Genomic DNA, 15,825 nt, shown 5'->3' with positions numbered 1-15,825 from the left:
GTATTCTACAAGGAGGAATTCCATGCATAAACCAAAAATATTTATTGCCGGCCTGTTGGCCATATTGGGCTTAGGCGTCGGTATCACTGCACTCGCAACGCCTACCTGGACGGCCACCGCTAGCGCCAAAACCACGAAGACGACGACCCCGTCCTGGAAGCAACCTTCCGAGGCAAAGGCTTATCCGAATTTGAAGAAGCATAAGCAGGCCTTCATCAAGGTGTCCATTGCCAAGCAACGTGTGTACATCATGGCTAGCAGGAAGAAAGTGCTCTACACCATGATCTGCTCGACCGGGAAGAAATCATCCCCGACCCCTACCGGAACGTTCCATATTCAAAATCGGGGAACTCACTTCTACAACGCCAGTTCCAAAGAAGGTGCCAACTACTGGACGTCCTTCAAGTACTGGGGGACCTATCTCTTCCACTCCGTGCCCGTCAATGCGCATGGCAAGTATATCGCCAGTGAAGCTAAGAAGTTAGGCAAACGCGCCAGTCACGGTTGCGTGCGACTACGGGTTGCCGACGCCCACTGGATTTACAGCCATGTGCCTTACAAGATGAAGGTTGTCATTCACTAGATTCAAAAAATCCGGTATCACTCTGAACCTGGGTGATACCGGATTTTTTGAATTTTTAGTCACGCTTTTTCCGACTTAAAAAGTGACCCGTACTTGCTAGGACCAATAGACCTAAACCAGCCATGCTCGGCCACGCGTTAGTCTGATCTCCTGTTTTCGGTAGGTACACTTTGTTTTTCGACGTTTTATCTTTAAAATAACCGGTCCCATTTAGATGAGTAACTGTCGCTTTTCCCATTTTCTGCACTGCCATTGGTCGTTTTTGGCGTCCGCTCTTTGCTTGCTTTTTCGAGTCCAGAGCACGGTCATAAATGACCCCATTTTTCACTTGAATGATGTGCCGGCTACCATCTAGTAAGGTAACGGTTAACCTCTGACCTTCCACCAAGTAAAGCTTTTGAACATGATCGCCATTGTCATTATTGATCATAACCATTTCAATACGTTTGCCACTCTGCGGGAAAGTGAACATGAGCAGCGTATGGCTCGATTCATTCTCATCCAGCTCGGCGTATTGTAAAGTACCATTGGGCTCTGTTAGGTAATGGGTCAAGGTGTCATTTTGACGATGCCAAACTGTTTGACTGGTTAAGCCGCCATAAGTGATTGTCACGTTAAGCGGTTTACCTTCCATTATGCCGGTTAACGACTTGGGTAACTGCTGCTTAACCACATACAAACCCGAACTCTCGAGATTCAAAACCGGAATTGTGTAGACTTTTCCATAAGGCACATTCAAAACCTTCGTTGTCCACGTTGTGACGCTTCTTCCTGCGATACTTGCTTCAGCGCCATGAAATTTAACCTGATACTTAATTTTAATTTGGTACGATTTAGGCTCATAGTAAAAGTAAGCGGCCTCTTGGCCTGAATAAATTCCCGTTGTATTAACCTGATTCACCAGACGATAATGCGTCATTTCTTTAGGTTTCGCGCTATATGTCTGCCCAGCTGTCACCGGTAGCTCATCATCTGGTGCTAGGCTTTCCGTTGTTCCTTTTTTATAATGGTAAACCGTGATTGTCTCGGTATCTGAGTCCGTAGAAGTTGGGTGCACCACCTTGCTAGTAGGTGTTGACCCATGCGTTGCCTGCGGATTAGTTGGTGCAGAGGTGCCATCAAAGTCAACCTTATCTATCTGCTGATTACTCTGCACTGTTGTCTTAGCACCGCCATTAGACTCTGCATTCGCCTGCTCTTCAGCTTTTTGCGTGCTCTCAGTCGAATCGTCCCCTACAGAATCACGGTTACTTTGCGTCACGACTTGTTCCGCTGCTGTCCCGGTCGCATCCGCTTGCGCCTGAACTGGCCGTAGCTGGCTAAATGACAAAGCGACCAGTGCGGCCCCCAATAGTCCCCAATACTGATATTTTCTGCGACAAGTAAATTTCGGGCGGCAATCATACATTCCCCGCAACTTTTTATACATGCTGAACTTCCTCCAATTTCAAGCACCTAAGATTGTCGACCTATCCGTTTTGAGTGATGTGTGATAATCTCTATACATAAAAATTACGCTAAAATATTCCTCGAGTCAACATTATCTTTAAAGCACAATTGCCACTAAGATAGGCAATCTGTCAGTTGTTTTAGAATAATATGCTGACTAGGTCCTGCTCCTAAAGAGTGATTCATGGTATACGCCATCAAAAAAAATTGGCGTCCATTATGACTATACCAAAGCGCTACGAACTAACTAATGACCAGTGGGCACGCATCAAACCAATGTACCCTATCGTACTGGCCGATCAGCTACTATTGACAACCGAACTACTTTCAATAGCATTCTACCGTTACTAAGTATGGCTGCTGATAATTATCAAAAAAACCGGTGTCGCTCCTATCTGGGGGTGACACCGGCTTTTAGTCGTACCTATTTACCGTTGATAATCCATCTCATCAGCCGTCAATGGTCCCACCAACGCATGCGGTAGGTAAGGGGCTTCCAAGTATGCCACATCATCCGCGCCCAAGTGCACGTCCAATGCTTTGACCGCACCCGTTAAGTGCGACGACTTGGTGGCGCCAATGATCGGGGCCCGTCACCGTTGGCTTCTGCAGCAGCCAGGCCAACGCGATCTGAACCCGATCCACGTCATACTTCTTGGTCATCTCACCGACCCGTTGAATGAAATGATACCCGAGATTTGTGTCTTAGTGTATGTATTTTTCCCTAAATTATAAGTGGCTAACTTGATTATAAAATTCGCCAATAAAACATATTTGTTTGAAATCCCCACTATGGACTGTATGTGTTTATAGTTCAAAACTGATGGAGATGATTTTATAAAAAACGTTCAAAATCCAATATTTTATTCTTGAGGTTATTCAACTTCAAATGGTTCCACCCTTCAACGGTGAAGAAAATAGAATCCGGTAAAGCTTTCGATTGCACAACCCGATGCGGATCAACTGGATAGCTATAATCCAAGGAGAGTGAAAAATTAGTTTCAATTTTTCCAAGAGCATCTGCAATGAGAAACGCAGAATTTATTCTCGTTATTTCAAAGATGATCAACGAATTACTCTTAATCACACTGAAGTTTTTCAGACATGCAATTGCATTATCATTTTCATCGAAACTAAATAATGTGAGCTTTAAGTACAGCAAAAACAAATTATCAGCTGAAATCATGTTACATCTCCCCTTTAACGTGAGTTATTTACACAATCAAATTATACTATAAGGTGTGCAAGTATGGCTAGAAAAGGGAGTGTCAAATATCTTGTGTAAATGAAAGTCCTCTCCCATTAGTTAGCTGTTAATACATTGATTCCAACGTGTCCTGGATTTGCTTAAATCCTCGATGTGTTCGCTCAAAGTTTCGGCCATTATAATTCCGGATAACCGTGACTAAAACCCGTTCCAGAGCTGATTCGTTGGGGGACTGTTCCTTCTTCTTAGTCTGACGTTTTGGCTGCTTGTTGAAGGATTCAATGAGGTTAGTGCTGTAAATACTGCTACAGGTCGCAGCTGGAAACGTAAAACAAGTCAAGAGATTCTGATTGTTTTCCAGCTTGCTCATCACTTTAGGATAAGCATCTTTCCACTTAGAGCAAGGCGACACCTAGCACTTAAAGTGATTTCATTGGAAAGAATGTCTAACAAATGTTAAAATGTCACCAATAAGACAACAAAATGAATGGAGGGGTATTTGTGATCAATCCAAATCAGCAAGCTAAAGATCGCTTGACAATTCGAGTGAATCATCAACGTAAACAAGACGCCGATGCGATTGCAAAGGAAATGGGTACAGATTTACCTAACTTAGTCAATATTTTCATAGCACAATTAGTCAAAGAGAGTGGTTTGCCATTTAGGCCGACCACCAACAGTGTTATATCAGAACTCAATGAAGCACTAGCTGATGTCAAAGCTGGCCGTGTCACGAAATTTAATAATGCTGATGAACTTTTTTCACACCTACAAAAACTAGAGGATTCAGTAGATGATTAATCGTTCACTTACCACTGCCCGCTTTGATCGTGCTTACAAGAAATTAGCCAAAAAGCACTATGATATGAAACGACTAAAAGCGGCTGTCAATACAATTTTAGTGGAAGATCATGAAACACTCGTGCATCAATTTGACTGGCACCTGTTGACAGGTAATCTTGCGGGAATCAACGAAATTCACCTAGATAAGAATTGGCTGCTCCTATACCAGATCATTCATGATAATGAACTTGTCTTACTTTTGCTTGACACAGGCGGGCATGACATCTTGTAACGACATTCTAAATAGTAAAATCTTGGACTATTGCATTGGCGATAGTCTTTTTTTGACTGGCGAATTGTCAAATCAAGTGCAACGATTGGCCACCGTGTTTTCCTACAAGTCAGTTATAGTAAAGCAGATCACCTTATTCAACGGGAACAATCCCCGGCTAACCCAACGGTACTAAGTGTGTTTTGTGCTATTTATCAAAAAATCGATGTCGCGCCTGTCTGGGGTGTCACCGATTTTCTCACCTAATCTATTTACCGTTGATAATCCGTCTCATCCGCCGTCAATGGCCCGACCAATTCATGTGGCAGGTAAGGCGCTTCCAAGTATGCCACATCATCCGCGCTCAAGTGCACGTCCAATGCTTTGACCGCACCCGTTAAATGCGACGACTTGGTGGCACCAATGATGGGGGCCGTCACCGTTGGCTTCTGCAGCAGCCAGACCAACGCGATCTGAACCCGATCCACGTCGTACTTCTCGGCCAGCTCACCAACTCGCTGAATGATCGGTAAGTCCAGTTGTTTACTGTCGTCGTACTTCGAACGCGCAACTTTATCCGTGGCATAGCGTTTGGTCTCACCGGACCAATCCCGCGTCAACCGACCAGATGCCAGTGGACTATACGGCGTGACCGCAATCCCCTGGTCCGCGCACAGCGGCAGCATTTCCCGCTCCTCTTCACGATAGAGTAAGTTCAAGTGATTTTGCATCGAGACAAATTTGGTCCAACCGTGCCGTTCCGCGACCGCTTGGGCCTTTTCAAATTGCCAGGCGAACATTGCCGAGGCCCCAATGTAGCGAACCTTCCCGGATTTAACCACATCGTTCAAAGCTTCCATCGTTTCTTCGATCGGCGTATTGTAATCCCACCGATGAATCACGTATAGATCCACGTAGTCCGTTTGCAGGCGTTTCAGACTCTGATCAATCTGTGAAAAAATCGCTTTGCGCGAGAGCCCGGCCACATTCGGCGCCTGTTCCGGCGTGAAGAAGACCTTGGTTGCCAGGACGATCTCATCCCGGTTAGCCAGCTTCTTCAGGGCCTTGCCCACGAAACGTTCACTGTCGCCGTGCGAATAAATATTCGCGGTATCAAAGAAGTTGATGCCAAGGTCCAGCGCCTGCTTGATGACCTGTTCACTCTTTTCCTCGTCAATGGCCCACGGAAACATCCCCGTCGACGCATTGCCAAAGCCCATAGTGCCCAGACACAGGCGCGAAACATCTAATCCCGTATTTCCAAATTTCGTATAATCCATAGTGCCACTTCTTTCTAAACTGCCATTTCATCCCTAACTGAAGGTCGAAAGTTCCAAAATACTCATTATGACTGTTGTGTCAACGATGTAAGTCGGCACACTTCCGGCTTACATCGTGGGACGACCTGAGAGACGCCTGAACTTGGCGGCTTTCAGGCGAGCCCCCGGCCCGTCCTTTGGCTGGAGGCGTTCCCCACAGCAAGCGGAATCCCTGGCGGCCGGAGTGCGACCCTTGTCACTAATCTAGCGGTGACAAATCCAACGATCGCAAAGGTGTCATCATGCCTAACCCTAGTGATTAACCAGCGTCAATCCGCCCTGATTGACCAAGGTATCCGGACACAGAACCGTCGTTTGTGTCGTCTGAATCAGCGCCCGGCTCGCACGCTGATCGTGTTTATTAGCCGGCGTCTGCTGGTAGCGTTGATAGGCCAGCTTGTCCTGATAGACCTCAAAGATCACCCACTTTTGCGGATCATCAACGACCCGCCCGATGGCAATGACCAACCGGCCAGCCTGAGACATTGTCGCCGCCGAACCCGACGCCGTGACCAGCGCCTGATACGCGGCCGCCTGTCCTGGCTTTAGGGTCACCTCCGTCAATTGTAGGAAGTGGGACTCACCACTCACTTTGAGGGGCTTTGCTTGTTCTCTAAGCACGATTGGCGTGAGATTTACCACAGCCTGCTGGCTCACCGCATCCTTCGCCACTGCCCGGAACGCCTTGAACTGTGGTGAATTGGCATGGCGATCGTAACTGTCAGCATCACGATAGACCTCGATGACCCGATTCTCCAGTCCAGCCGGTGCCACGTGCATGGCATACATGGCCAGCGTCCCGGGCTCATTTTGAATTGAGGTCTCTAGGTTGTGTTTTCCTGCCGCAACGAAGTTAACCCGCTGGGCGGCGGTAATAGTCAATTTGAACAATCGAAACAACGGTATTACTTGGTCGTTTGCGATACGCATCACTTTCCTTTATCTGCCAAAGGGCAATCTATTACCGGACCAATGGCGGCAACGTCTCAATGATCCGTGCGGGCACGCCACCAACCACGACATTATCTGGCACGTCCTTGGCCACCACGGCACCCGCGCCGACTACGACATTATTGCCAATGTGCACGCCACCGATAATGGTCACGTTACCTCCAATCCAAACATCGTTGCCGATTGTGATGGGCTTGGTCGTGGTTATTAAGTAGCGTGAGCCATCCGGCCGCACACCGAACCGCTGCGTGGCATCCAACGCATGAGACCCACAGTAAAGTTTCACATCTGGCGCAATGATCACCCGGTCACCCAGAATAATCTGATTAGAATCCTGAAAGGTACAGTTGCCGTTGATAAAGACATCATCACCAACCTGGATGTGCACGCCGTAAACTGCGCTAAAATGTCCGTTGATCGTCAACCGCTGACCGACGCGGCCAAAGAAATCCTGCATAGCCGCTTGTCTAGCAGCACCCTGTCCGCCATTGATGACCGTGAGGAGTTGCTTCCCCCGGGCAATGAGCTGCTGAAGTTCGGGATCCCGGTAATCGTAATCCTGACCTGCTAATAACTTTTCGTGTTCCGTCTTCATAGTTAATGTGGCCTCCTATTAGCTTGTTGTTGCAGTCACCAGGCTACGCCATCAGCGCCTGCCAGTTGTCGTGTAAAATGCCCTGCCGTTGTTGCGTCGTGATGGCCATCGCATTGACGGCCTCTTCAATAACCCTTGTCGGCCCGACCGGCGGAATGCCAAATGGCGAATCCGTCCCAAAGAGCACGTGGTCACTACCGAAGAAATCAACGGCGAGTTCCAGCGCCTTGGGATTTCCCAAGATCGCCGTATCAACATAGAATTTCTGGAAGTCAGCGACGTCTGCTGGCCCCTGAATGTACGTGATGCGCTGGCTAAAGTATGGCACCATGGCCCCGGCGTGATGCACGATGACCTTGAGCCCCGGATACTTGCGAAAGTACTTCGCCGCTACAATGCCGTACATAGCCTGAGTCAACTCGTACTCCCAGCTAAACGTCAGATTGTTGTCTGGCTTGCGCGCATCAAAGACGGGATGAAGCCAAATCGGGGCGCCGATTGCGGCGAGTTTGGCAAAAATCGGTTCGTAAACGGCCGCCGTAATCGGCTGCCCCAGCGCCTGCGTGAAGAGTTGCACCCCAACCAATGCATCGCTACCAACCACTTGCTCATCGATCAGTTTGAGAGCTGCCGGCACATTATTCATCGGCAGCATCGCTACCCCAGCCGGGAAGACATCACGGTTATCGCGGACCATTGCGGCCAATTCCGCATTGGCACTGCGGCAAAGTTCCGCCGCCTGCTCGGGTCCAACAAAATCCTCGGGGTTCAAGTTGACCGCCGAGAGAATCTGTTGATGATCGGCGGGTAAGGACGCACGGTGTTTGCCCACGTCCGTCAACAAGTCGTTCTTCATATAGGGAAAGTCATCCAAAATATGGGGCCGAATCGTATTCATCTGAGCAAGAAACTCAGGCGCTAAGCTATGCGCAAAAACATCAATAACTGTCATGAGTGTGCCCCTTAAACCCAGCTGGGCTGGTCGCCAGCAGTTCCGGACTTGTCCAAACCAACGCTGACATTCTGATAAGTGTCTGGTTGCGTGATGACCTTAAAGGCAAAGTCTGCGACGCTCTGCCGAGAGACCTCGGTCCCTTTAAAGTCCTCGCCCAGCTGCGTTTCCTCGTAAGCGACTTCGTCATTGTTAGTTAGCCATGCCGGACGAATCTCCGTATAGGTCAGGCCAGAATTGGCGACCAGTTCAGCGGTCTTACGGAACCCCGGCAGAAAGGCAGCGATTGCTTGTTCATTCCACGCGCCGAATTTTCCGGGAACTTCATGATGAGCGCCTAACGAACTGATATAGATCAAGCGGTGCTTCCTGGTCTGTGCCATGGCGGTCAGGACGCTCTGTGTCTGTTCAGCTAAATCAACACCGCCCAAATTAGAATAAACGATATCCACGTCCGCCATCGCCTGCGTAACTGCCGCCGTATCCTTGATATCACCATCGACGAGCGTCACCCGGTCGTTGTCTGCATACTGATTCAACCGCGCGGCATCGCGTAGAAACAAGGTCAGTGTGTCCGTCGTTTCGTTCAGTAGACGTTCCGTTACCAATCGTGCCATGGCGCCGTGTGCGCCGACAATCATTACTTTAGTCATTCACAAATCCTCCCATATCTCTAACTTCTTTACCTGCGATAGCATGATGACCACCGCGTTCCGACCTAAATTCACCCAATCGTCATCTAACTGTTTTCACACTTTCGCTAGTAGACCATTTTAGGCCATGGGCGCTTCCCAAGAACCTTTGGTATTCACGTTAGCCGCTGTGGCAAGTTCTTCTAGTCTACTGATATCGGCAGCGCTAAGCGTTAATGCTAGTGCCTTGCTTTCACTTGGAATGTACTTATCCTTTGTGACCCCAACGATTGGTGTCACGCCCTTTGACAAAGCATAGGCCGTGGCAACCTCAGCTGCAGAAGCCTCTTGCTTCGCCCCAATTACCTTTAGTTCATCTGTTAGGGCCGCAACTTGTGGCAATACATCGTTGTAGATGTTCGCCCGCATGCTCCCAGCAGGCAACGGGTTAGCAACGTTGTACCGTCCCGTTAAGAGTCCTTGTTCCAAGACCATGTAGCCGAAGAACGTGATCTCATGTTGCTTGCAGTAGTCGATGATCCCAGCCTCTTCTGAGGAACGGTATAACAGACTAAAGTGATTTTGCACAGCTGAAATGTGAATGCCCGCTTTGCCCAGAATTTCATTAGCGCGCTTAATTTGATCAAGGTTGTGGTTAGATACCCCAACGCGCTTGATTTTACCACTTTGAACCAACGGAATCAGTTGCGGCGTCCATTTTTCCACATCACCAGAGTTGTGAATCCAGTAAATATCGATATAGTCGGTGTGCAGACGCTTCAGACTACCCTCGAGCATATCGGCAACTTCGTGGTCACTGTCACCAGCGGCCATCTGCGGCGTGAACTTCGTGGACAGTTGGTAGCTGTCCCGCGGATAATCTTGTAGTAGCTCGCCCAACTTCGCCTCAGACTCTCCGGCACCATAGGCGTAGGCCGTATCCCATAAATTGAATCCAGCAGTCATTGCTGCCTTAACGACTGGCTTTAAAGCGGCGGCCGTTAAATAATTTCCAAAGACTTGGCCTTCAGGCGTATCACCCCAGGCCCAGGTTCCCAATGCAATTTTAGCTTGTGTTGTTGTCATGATGATCACTTCTCCTTTTATTTTAAATCTAAACGAACGGTAGCACTTACGGGGCCGGTCTCCAGCATGGGGGGCAGGTACGGACTCCCCGCATATTTAGCCTCATAGGCTTGATTGATGGCGGCCGTCAGTTGGTCGTCAGCAGTGATTGGTAGATAGGTCACCGCAAAATTCTGACCAGCCAAGTGAATCCGGCCCGCCTTCTGTGATTTGGCAGATTGATACCAGCCAGAGTGCTGACCGTTCCAGGCCCGGACGTAAAGTGCTCCCTTAACGACGACCGACCAGATCCAAGTGGGCGTACCAGAGGTTTTGCCGTCCGCATAGAACGGTGCGACTCGCATATCATCGGCTGTTGAAAAGTCATTCAATTGTTCTGCTGTCCATTGACTCATTTCAAAAATCCTTTCATGATTCACGTCAGGTTTACTGGTCAAACGTAATCCCGTGCAATCGAAATACCTCAGATACGGCGCGAATTTGTAAGATTAGTGGCCGCTCCGTGTCCAGCGTAGCAATCTGAATCAGATCGGCAGCGGTCAACTGGAAGTCATTGATGGCAAAGTTCTGTGCCATCCGTTCAGCATGAACAGACTTGGGAATTGCAATAACGTCGCTTTGCAATAGCCATCTCAAAACGACTTGTGCTGGCGTCTTACCGTATTGATCACCAATCGCTTTCAAAATCGGTTGTGTAAATAGATTGTTGTGCCCCTCGGCAAACGGTGCCCATGCCATCAACTTAATTCCATACTGATCTAAAATGTGACGCAAGGCCTTTTGCTGCGTAAATGGGTGCATTTCCATTTGATCAATTGCTGGAACGATCCGATTCGATAAAATTAGATCTAAGAGGCGATCCGCCTCAAAATTACAAACGCCGATTGCCTTGATTTTGCCGGCCTCATAGAGGTCCTCCATCGCGCGCCAACTTCCCTGATAGTCACCATAAGGCATATGAATCAAATAAAGATCCAGATAGTCCGTCTGTAAGTTCGCCAATGTTTTGGCAAAGGAGGCCATAGTCTTGTCGTAGCCGGCATCCTGAATCCATACCTTAGAAGAAATGAAAATGTCCTCGCGAGCAACGCCACTACGTTGAATACCGCGTCCGACCGCAGCTTCGTTCCCATACGTAGCCGCCGTATCAAGCAGACGATACCCGGTGTGCAGTGCCTCAACGACGGCTTGCTCACATTGTTCCAGATCCGTGATCTGAAAGACACCGTATCCTTGTAAGGGCATCATCACACCATTATTTAGCTTAGTTTGTGCCATTACCGCTCAACTCCTTTGATGTCTCAACTGAAATTGCCATAATTTTTGTATCCAAGCGATTCAGCGAAGACTGCAGGCCCGTAATCTCATGGCGGAGATTCGCTGCTCGGGTCTGTAAAATCTGTTGCTGAATCGATGCCGTTCCAGTAGTTGCCCGTAAATGGACCAACCGCTTAATTTCTTCTAACGTCAACCCACAACGACGCAAGTCTAAGACTCGCCGTACCTGAGTAACGTCTGTCGCTAAATAATCGCGATTGCCTTTAGTCCGGGCAATCGGTGCAATCACCCCGACCTGTTCGTAATACCGCAACGTCCACGCACTCGTGTGTAGAAGCTTAGCCACTTCGTTAATTTTCATTTGACTGCCCCTTCCCCGCTTTTGCTAGGTTTTGCGTAAAGAACGCGTTAATTTTTTCGAACGGAATTTTATCACATTGATCATACAAATCAATATGAATCGCTCCCGGCACCTCGACCAGTTCCTTGGGCCCCGCTGCCTTAGCGTAAACCTCATCAGAGAAACTGCGAGAAAATGCCGCAGTGCCGACGATCAGCATGATTGGCCGTGGTGCAATATCGTCCACATGATCCAACAGATTGAAGTTCATAAAGGACGGTTCACTCGACCAGCTAAATTGACCGATGGCATTGGGGTGGTAACCTCGCGTGGTGGCATAGAATTCCCCAAATTCTCGAGCTACCGGATTGGTCTTTTCATCCCACTGTAAGGCATACCCCCGGGCTCCCATCACAGGGTGGCCCGTCTCAAAATCCACATAACGTTGCTCAGCAATTTGCAACTGTGTCGCCCGCTTCTGCTCCGGCGTGTAGACGGCATCCGTGGCAGAGATATCAATCATACTAGCCGTTACCACCGCTTTAATTCGTGGATCAATTCCAGCCGCACTCAATGCAAAGCTTCCACTCCCACAGATACCGATTGCGCCAATTCGGTCGCGGTCTACAAATGGTCGCGTCCCCAGAAAATCCACAGTAGCACTAAAATCCTCCACGAAAATATCCGGTGAAGAAATATGACGCGGTTGACCACCACTATAGCCGTTATACGATTCATCAAAAGTTACAACAATGAAGCCCCGTTTAGCCATATTCTGCGCATAGATCCCGGGTCCCTGCTCCTTGACACCACCATAGGGTGACCCCACTAGTAGAGCCGGATGTTGGTGACTTAAATCGGTATCTTTGCTGTAGTAGAGATCCGCGGCCAATGTAAGACCAAAGCGATTGGGGTAGGTCACTGATTTGCGGATAACGGCTGCGTCTAAATCAAAAATGTAATCATTCATACTGATAAGTCACCTTTCTCTTCTATAAATTACTTAATCAATAACCTTAGCATACGAGCAGTTCATTTCAATGTCTAATACCTATAATTAATATTGTGCCATTCGATTTTTGCATACTAGTTTCAACCTGCGACAACCGTGATTGTTGCGACTCGCAGTCCTGCCAGAAGCACAGCATGCTGACCCTAAATTCACTGGTACACCACGGCCACTGTTAACTTTGCTGTGCTTTAGTTGCAACTTGACTTTTAATATACCAAATGATTAGATTAACTCGAAGACTATTCAAGTGAGCTATAGGAGATGACAGCCATGGAGTTACGCGTTTTACGTTACTTCTTAATGATTGTTCAAGAAAAGAATATTAGTAAAGCATCGGCGCGTTTGCATGTATCCCAGCCTACCGTATCCCGTCAACTGAAGGAACTGGAAGAGGAATTAGGCACGACACTCTTTGTGCGGGGAAATCGTACAATTCGGCTCACACCCGACGGCGAATACTTTGCCAATCAAGCCCGACAAATTCTCTCACTGAGTGATAAGACACTAGCAAATATTCACCAAGAAAAGGATGTCAGCGGCTCAGTCTTGGTCGGCAGTGCTGAGGCACGGAGCATGTTAACGGTCGCTCAAGCAATCGGCCACCTCAATCACCAACATCCCCACATACGGGTCAACCTCGTCAGTATGGATGCTGCGGATATCCACCAACAGCTGACCTCGGGGGTGTTTGATTTTGGTGTCGTCATGGAACCCGTCGATAAGACTGATTATGACTTTCTACGTTTACCAGGTGAAAGTCGTTGGGGCTTACTCGTCCAAAGTCGTTCCGCCCTAGCTCAGCAAACGACTGTTAGCCTAGAAGATGTCGCACAGACAAGATTGATCTTGCCACAACAAGGGGGTAACGCACGCCTACACGATGTCTTCGGCTTCACTACGGAAAATCTCAACGTTGTCGCGACTTACAACCTCCTCTACAACGCGTCTTTATTAGTCTCGGCCGGTGTTGGTAATGCCCTTGGCTTAGATGGCATCATCAATACGAATCAATCTGACCTAGCATTCATTCCATTGGCCCCCAGAATATCTTCTGGCTCAAGTCTAGTCTGGCTCAAAGGACAACGATTATCCGCCGCAGCCCAAGCCTTGTTGTCGCAGATTCAAGGGGAATTGGTGCCAACTGCTAATTAGAGACTGAAGGTTTATAGCAGGCTTCAAACCGAGACGGAGGACCGCTTCTCAGGCCGCAGGCGGTCCCCACAGCAGCCGGAATCTCTGGCAGCCACAGGTGGTAATTTCCAACTAATTTTGTGGATTAAATCTCTGTTAGCTGGGTCTTTCTAGGTGTACTTGGACTTTCAACCCTCAGTTAAAAGGCTACTAGCCTTGGTCATCCGTAGACGTGCCCTTCACCCGGCGTAGAATTTTGGCCGGTGTCCCCACAACAATCATGTTAGCTGGTACATCCTTAGTTACCACGGCACCAGCACCAACAATCGCATTTTCCCCCACCGTTATGCCGGGAAGAATCAGGGCGCCAGCACCAACCCATGCGTTCTTTTCAATATGAATTGCTTGGGCCCGGATGTCGCGTCTGTGGGCCGGATCTTCTAAATGATTAACCGTAATTAACGTTGCCCTTGGCCCAATCAGCGCCCCTTCAGCCAAGTAGATGCCCCCGAGGTCCACGAAGATAACGTCTTGATTAACGAAAACATGCTCCCCGATGAAAATATGCGGACCAAAATCGCTATGGATCGGTGCATTGATTTCAGCCGATTCGGGAACACTGTACCCAACAACCTGACTGAGCGTAGCCCGGCGCTGTTCTCGGGTTTGATCAGTATAATTGAACTTTTTCAAAAGTTCCTGTGTGTGCTGAACGGTTTCCGTGATTGCCTGAAAATCCTCTCCAGCAAAGTCTAATTTTTCCCCAGACAAGGCACGTTCAAAAATAGCTGGATTTGTCATCTGATTCACTCCTTTGCTTAACTGAGAATTAGTATATGCGGCGACGTTTCCTATATCAAATGCTTAAATTAAATCATCTACTATAGCTTTTAAGCATACAAATTTGTTCAAAAAAAACGAGATTAGGCGTGGCCCGTCTCGTTTTCAGTTAAGAATCCAATTCTCTTACAAATTCCGACTAAAGAAATCGTTCAATTTTGCGAATGGAATTAATGCCGTTCGGTCGTACAAGTCGACGTGACCCGCATCGGCGACTTTGTACAGCTCTTTAGGTTCTGTCGCCGCAGCGTAGGCGTCTTCACTAAACCCCAACGAAATGGCATTTTCACCCGCAATAAAAAGTAGGGGCCGTGGTGAAACCGTCGCAATATCACTTAACGAATAAAAATTCAACAACTTCACAAAGCTCGTCAGCGTTGGTTGCGTTGTGGTATTGCCGGCTCCTCGTTGCGTCCGGTAAAAATCGTAAAATTCTTTGGAGAACGCATCGGAATCAGGCCCAATTTTTTCCGGCGTCCCACTAGTATAGAGTACTTCAGCTCCCACTTCTTCCTGGGTCCGTTGTGTGGCGGCTTGGTCAACCATGGTGTGGCCTCCCATAGCGTCACGCATTCCCCGAGCCACAGCACCCATATCGGTCAGACTGACCGTGGCAATCGCTTTCAATCGGGTATCAACTTTCGCTTGATTTAACGAAAAGCTGCCAGATGCACAAATTCCCAGCACGCCGATCTGATCTTCCGCGACATAAGTCAGCGTCGTCAGGTAGTCTGCAGCAGCAGAGAAACTTTCAGAATAGAGATCGGGTGCCATGGCATTTCGAGGTGATCCGGCGCTCTCTCCCCAGAAGACTTGATCGAAAGACAGCGTGACGAATCCAAACTCGGCTAGTTTCGTAGCATACAGGTTCGCCGACTGTTCCTTAACGGCACCATTTGGCGCACCAACAATAATGGCTGAATGCCTCATTGTCCGATCCAAATTCTTAGGGACGAACAAGTTACCGGTTAATTCCATATCATAGAGATTCTTAAACCGAATTGGCGTCTTCACGACCTGCTCACTTTCATACCAATTATCGGCCCCTCGTGACTGATCACCGGTGGGTAAGTCCTGATTACGACTCGTGACGTTGGCTTGACCTGCTAGATAGACTGGTTTCACTGATTTGCGCATTTCCTGATTCCTCCTAACGTTTTTTGCAACAATTCCATTCTACCGATTGCAACGAAAAATTACGATTACTTAGATTGTATGTATTCTCATACCATTTACGCATACGATCTTTCCCCCATACTTATTACTAATCTAAAGGTTGAAAGTTAAAAAGTACAGTAAAAGCCCGACGCGTCGGGCTTTTACTGTACAAAAATAGACATGGATTGCTCCACGAGTATAATTGAGTCGACTAAAAAACAATATACAAGGAGAATTC

The 15,825-nt window shown here is 48.1% G+C and carries 18 protein-coding genes and 1 pseudogene; 4 read left to right on the top strand and 15 right to left on the bottom strand.

Annotation, left to right across the window (positions count from 1 at the left end; translation table 11 throughout):
* Nucleotides 1–22: 22 nt before the first annotated feature.
* Nucleotides 23–583 (top strand): L,D-transpeptidase, encoded by a 561-nt coding sequence (locus tag ACKTSF_RS00095; RefSeq protein WP_407885446.1) that lies wholly within the window; start codon nt 23–25, stop codon nt 581–583.
* Nucleotides 584–638: 55 nt separating this feature from the next.
* Here the strand turns inward: ACKTSF_RS00095 and ACKTSF_RS00090 are convergent, their stop codons facing one another.
* The 3 genes and pseudogenes from ACKTSF_RS00090 to ACKTSF_RS00080 all read right to left on the bottom strand — a co-directional run.
* Nucleotides 639–2,012, bottom strand: a complete 1,374-nt coding sequence (locus tag ACKTSF_RS00090) for an LPXTG cell wall anchor domain-containing protein (RefSeq protein ID WP_407885444.1) — start codon at nt 2,010–2,012, stop codon at nt 639–641.
* An 855-nt stretch (nt 2,013–2,867) separates the two neighbouring features.
* On the bottom strand, nt 2,868–3,218 hold the full coding sequence (locus ACKTSF_RS00085; RefSeq protein ID WP_407885443.1) for a hypothetical protein: 351 nt from the start codon (nt 3,216–3,218) through the stop codon (nt 2,868–2,870).
* Nucleotides 3,219–3,345: 127 nt separating this feature from the next.
* Nucleotides 3,346–3,636: pseudogene (locus ACKTSF_RS00080) on the bottom strand (transposase); the annotation flags it as partial.
* Nucleotides 3,637–3,740: 104 nt separating this feature from the next.
* Here ACKTSF_RS00080 and ACKTSF_RS00075 point away from each other — a divergent pair.
* Both ACKTSF_RS00075 and ACKTSF_RS00070 read left to right on the top strand, forming a co-directional pair.
* Nucleotides 3,741–4,040, top strand: coding sequence for a type II toxin-antitoxin system RelB/DinJ family antitoxin (locus tag ACKTSF_RS00075; protein WP_407885439.1), 300 nt, complete (start codon nt 3,741–3,743; stop codon nt 4,038–4,040).
* Entirely contained in the window at nt 4,033–4,314 is a 282-nt protein-coding gene (locus tag ACKTSF_RS00070) for a type II toxin-antitoxin system RelE/ParE family toxin (RefSeq protein WP_407885437.1), read from the top strand. Before ACKTSF_RS00075 ends, ACKTSF_RS00070 begins: the two co-directional genes overlap by 8 nt.
* A gap of 251 nt (nt 4,315–4,565) precedes the next feature.
* Here the strand turns inward: ACKTSF_RS00070 and ACKTSF_RS00065 are convergent, their stop codons facing one another.
* The 10 genes from ACKTSF_RS00065 to ACKTSF_RS00020 all read right to left on the bottom strand — a co-directional run bounded on the left by ACKTSF_RS00065 (nt 4,566) and on the right by ACKTSF_RS00020 (nt 12,416).
* Entirely contained in the window at nt 4,566–5,573 is a 1,008-nt protein-coding gene (locus ACKTSF_RS00065) for an aldo/keto reductase (protein ID WP_407885435.1), read from the bottom strand.
* Between the two features lie 291 nt (nt 5,574–5,864).
* Nucleotides 5,865–6,503: a putative quinol monooxygenase gene (locus ACKTSF_RS00060; RefSeq protein WP_407885433.1), complete on the bottom strand. Its 639-nt coding sequence runs from the start codon at nt 6,501–6,503 to the stop codon at nt 5,865–5,867.
* Nucleotides 6,504–6,573: 70 nt separating this feature from the next.
* The gene (locus ACKTSF_RS00055) at nt 6,574–7,158 is read right to left on the bottom strand and encodes a DapH/DapD/GlmU-related protein (protein WP_407885431.1); all 585 of its coding nucleotides are present in this window, start codon (nt 7,156–7,158) and stop codon (nt 6,574–6,576) included.
* Between the two features lie 43 nt (nt 7,159–7,201).
* Nucleotides 7,202–8,110, bottom strand: coding sequence for an amidohydrolase family protein (locus tag ACKTSF_RS00050; RefSeq protein ID WP_407885429.1), 909 nt, complete (start codon nt 8,108–8,110; stop codon nt 7,202–7,204).
* 11 nt (nt 8,111–8,121) lie between these two features.
* Nucleotides 8,122–8,763, bottom strand: coding sequence for an NAD(P)H-binding protein (locus ACKTSF_RS00045; RefSeq protein WP_407885427.1), 642 nt, complete (start codon nt 8,761–8,763; stop codon nt 8,122–8,124).
* A 120-nt stretch (nt 8,764–8,883) separates the two neighbouring features.
* On the bottom strand, nt 8,884–9,828 hold the full coding sequence (locus ACKTSF_RS00040; RefSeq protein ID WP_407885425.1) for an aldo/keto reductase: 945 nt from the start codon (nt 9,826–9,828) through the stop codon (nt 8,884–8,886).
* 17 nt (nt 9,829–9,845) lie between these two features.
* Nucleotides 9,846–10,223, bottom strand: coding sequence for a DUF2255 family protein (locus ACKTSF_RS00035; protein WP_407885423.1), 378 nt, complete (start codon nt 10,221–10,223; stop codon nt 9,846–9,848).
* A 31-nt stretch (nt 10,224–10,254) separates the two neighbouring features.
* Nucleotides 10,255–11,106, bottom strand: coding sequence for an aldo/keto reductase (locus tag ACKTSF_RS00030; protein ID WP_407885421.1), 852 nt, complete (start codon nt 11,104–11,106; stop codon nt 10,255–10,257).
* The gene (locus ACKTSF_RS00025; protein ID WP_407885419.1) at nt 11,093–11,467 is read right to left on the bottom strand and encodes a MerR family transcriptional regulator; all 375 of its coding nucleotides are present in this window, start codon (nt 11,465–11,467) and stop codon (nt 11,093–11,095) included. Before ACKTSF_RS00025 ends, ACKTSF_RS00030 begins: the two co-directional genes overlap by 14 nt.
* Nucleotides 11,457–12,416, bottom strand: coding sequence for an alpha/beta hydrolase (locus ACKTSF_RS00020; RefSeq protein WP_407885417.1), 960 nt, complete (start codon nt 12,414–12,416; stop codon nt 11,457–11,459). Before ACKTSF_RS00020 ends, ACKTSF_RS00025 begins: the two co-directional genes overlap by 11 nt.
* Before the next feature lie 312 nt (nt 12,417–12,728).
* Between ACKTSF_RS00020 and ACKTSF_RS00015 the strand changes: the two genes are divergently transcribed.
* On the top strand, nt 12,729–13,610 hold the full coding sequence (locus ACKTSF_RS00015) for a LysR family transcriptional regulator (RefSeq protein ID WP_407885415.1): 882 nt from the start codon (nt 12,729–12,731) through the stop codon (nt 13,608–13,610).
* A gap of 189 nt (nt 13,611–13,799) precedes the next feature.
* On the opposite strand, the gene ACKTSF_RS00010 is transcribed toward ACKTSF_RS00015, so the two are convergent.
* Together ACKTSF_RS00010 and ACKTSF_RS00005 are read right to left on the bottom strand one after the other, a co-directional pair.
* Complete coding sequence (locus ACKTSF_RS00010; RefSeq protein WP_407885413.1) at nt 13,800–14,390, bottom strand: DapH/DapD/GlmU-related protein; 591 nt, start codon at nt 14,388–14,390, stop codon at nt 13,800–13,802.
* A gap of 165 nt (nt 14,391–14,555) precedes the next feature.
* Entirely contained in the window at nt 14,556–15,566 is a 1,011-nt protein-coding gene (locus tag ACKTSF_RS00005) for an alpha/beta hydrolase (RefSeq protein WP_407885411.1), read from the bottom strand.
* Between the last annotated feature and the right edge of the window lie 259 nt (nt 15,567–15,825).

Origin of the sequence: Levilactobacillus muriae (assembly GCF_045862015.1) — a bacterium.
In the GTDB taxonomy this organism is placed as follows: domain Bacteria; phylum Bacillota; class Bacilli; order Lactobacillales; family Lactobacillaceae; genus Levilactobacillus; species Levilactobacillus muriae.
The sequence above is the reverse complement of the archived record's forward strand: the minus strand, read 5'-3'. Positions and strand labels throughout refer to the sequence as shown.

Coding starts and splice junctions, on each gene's coding strand:
- ACKTSF_RS00095 (WP_407885446.1), top strand. CDS start 23: ATGCATAAACCAAAAATATTTATTGCCGGCCTGTTGGCCATATTGGGC.
- ACKTSF_RS00090 (WP_407885444.1), bottom strand. CDS start 2,012: ATGTATAAAAAGTTGCGGGGAATGTATGATTGCCGCCCGAAATTTACT.
- ACKTSF_RS00085 (WP_407885443.1), bottom strand. CDS start 3,218: ATGATTTCAGCTGATAATTTGTTTTTGCTGTACTTAAAGCTCACATTA.
- ACKTSF_RS00070 (WP_407885437.1), top strand. CDS start 4,033: ATGATTAATCGTTCACTTACCACTGCCCGCTTTGATCGTGCTTACAAG.
- ACKTSF_RS00065 (WP_407885435.1), bottom strand. CDS start 5,573: ATGGATTATACGAAATTTGGAAATACGGGATTAGATGTTTCGCGCCTG.
- ACKTSF_RS00055 (WP_407885431.1), bottom strand. CDS start 7,158: ATGAAGACGGAACACGAAAAGTTATTAGCAGGTCAGGATTACGATTAC.
- ACKTSF_RS00050 (WP_407885429.1), bottom strand. CDS start 8,110: ATGACAGTTATTGATGTTTTTGCGCATAGCTTAGCGCCTGAGTTTCTT.
- ACKTSF_RS00045 (WP_407885427.1), bottom strand. CDS start 8,763: ATGACTAAAGTAATGATTGTCGGCGCACACGGCGCCATGGCACGATTG.
- ACKTSF_RS00040 (WP_407885425.1), bottom strand. CDS start 9,828: ATGACAACAACACAAGCTAAAATTGCATTGGGAACCTGGGCCTGGGGT.
- ACKTSF_RS00035 (WP_407885423.1), bottom strand. CDS start 10,223: ATGAGTCAATGGACAGCAGAACAATTGAATGACTTTTCAACAGCCGAT.
- ACKTSF_RS00030 (WP_407885421.1), bottom strand. CDS start 11,106: ATGGCACAAACTAAGCTAAATAATGGTGTGATGATGCCCTTACAAGGA.
- ACKTSF_RS00025 (WP_407885419.1), bottom strand. CDS start 11,467: ATGAAAATTAACGAAGTGGCTAAGCTTCTACACACGAGTGCGTGGACG.
- ACKTSF_RS00020 (WP_407885417.1), bottom strand. CDS start 12,416: ATGAATGATTACATTTTTGATTTAGACGCAGCCGTTATCCGCAAATCA.
- ACKTSF_RS00015 (WP_407885415.1), top strand. CDS start 12,729: ATGGAGTTACGCGTTTTACGTTACTTCTTAATGATTGTTCAAGAAAAG.
- ACKTSF_RS00010 (WP_407885413.1), bottom strand. CDS start 14,390: ATGACAAATCCAGCTATTTTTGAACGTGCCTTGTCTGGGGAAAAATTA.
- ACKTSF_RS00005 (WP_407885411.1), bottom strand. CDS start 15,566: ATGCGCAAATCAGTGAAACCAGTCTATCTAGCAGGTCAAGCCAACGTC.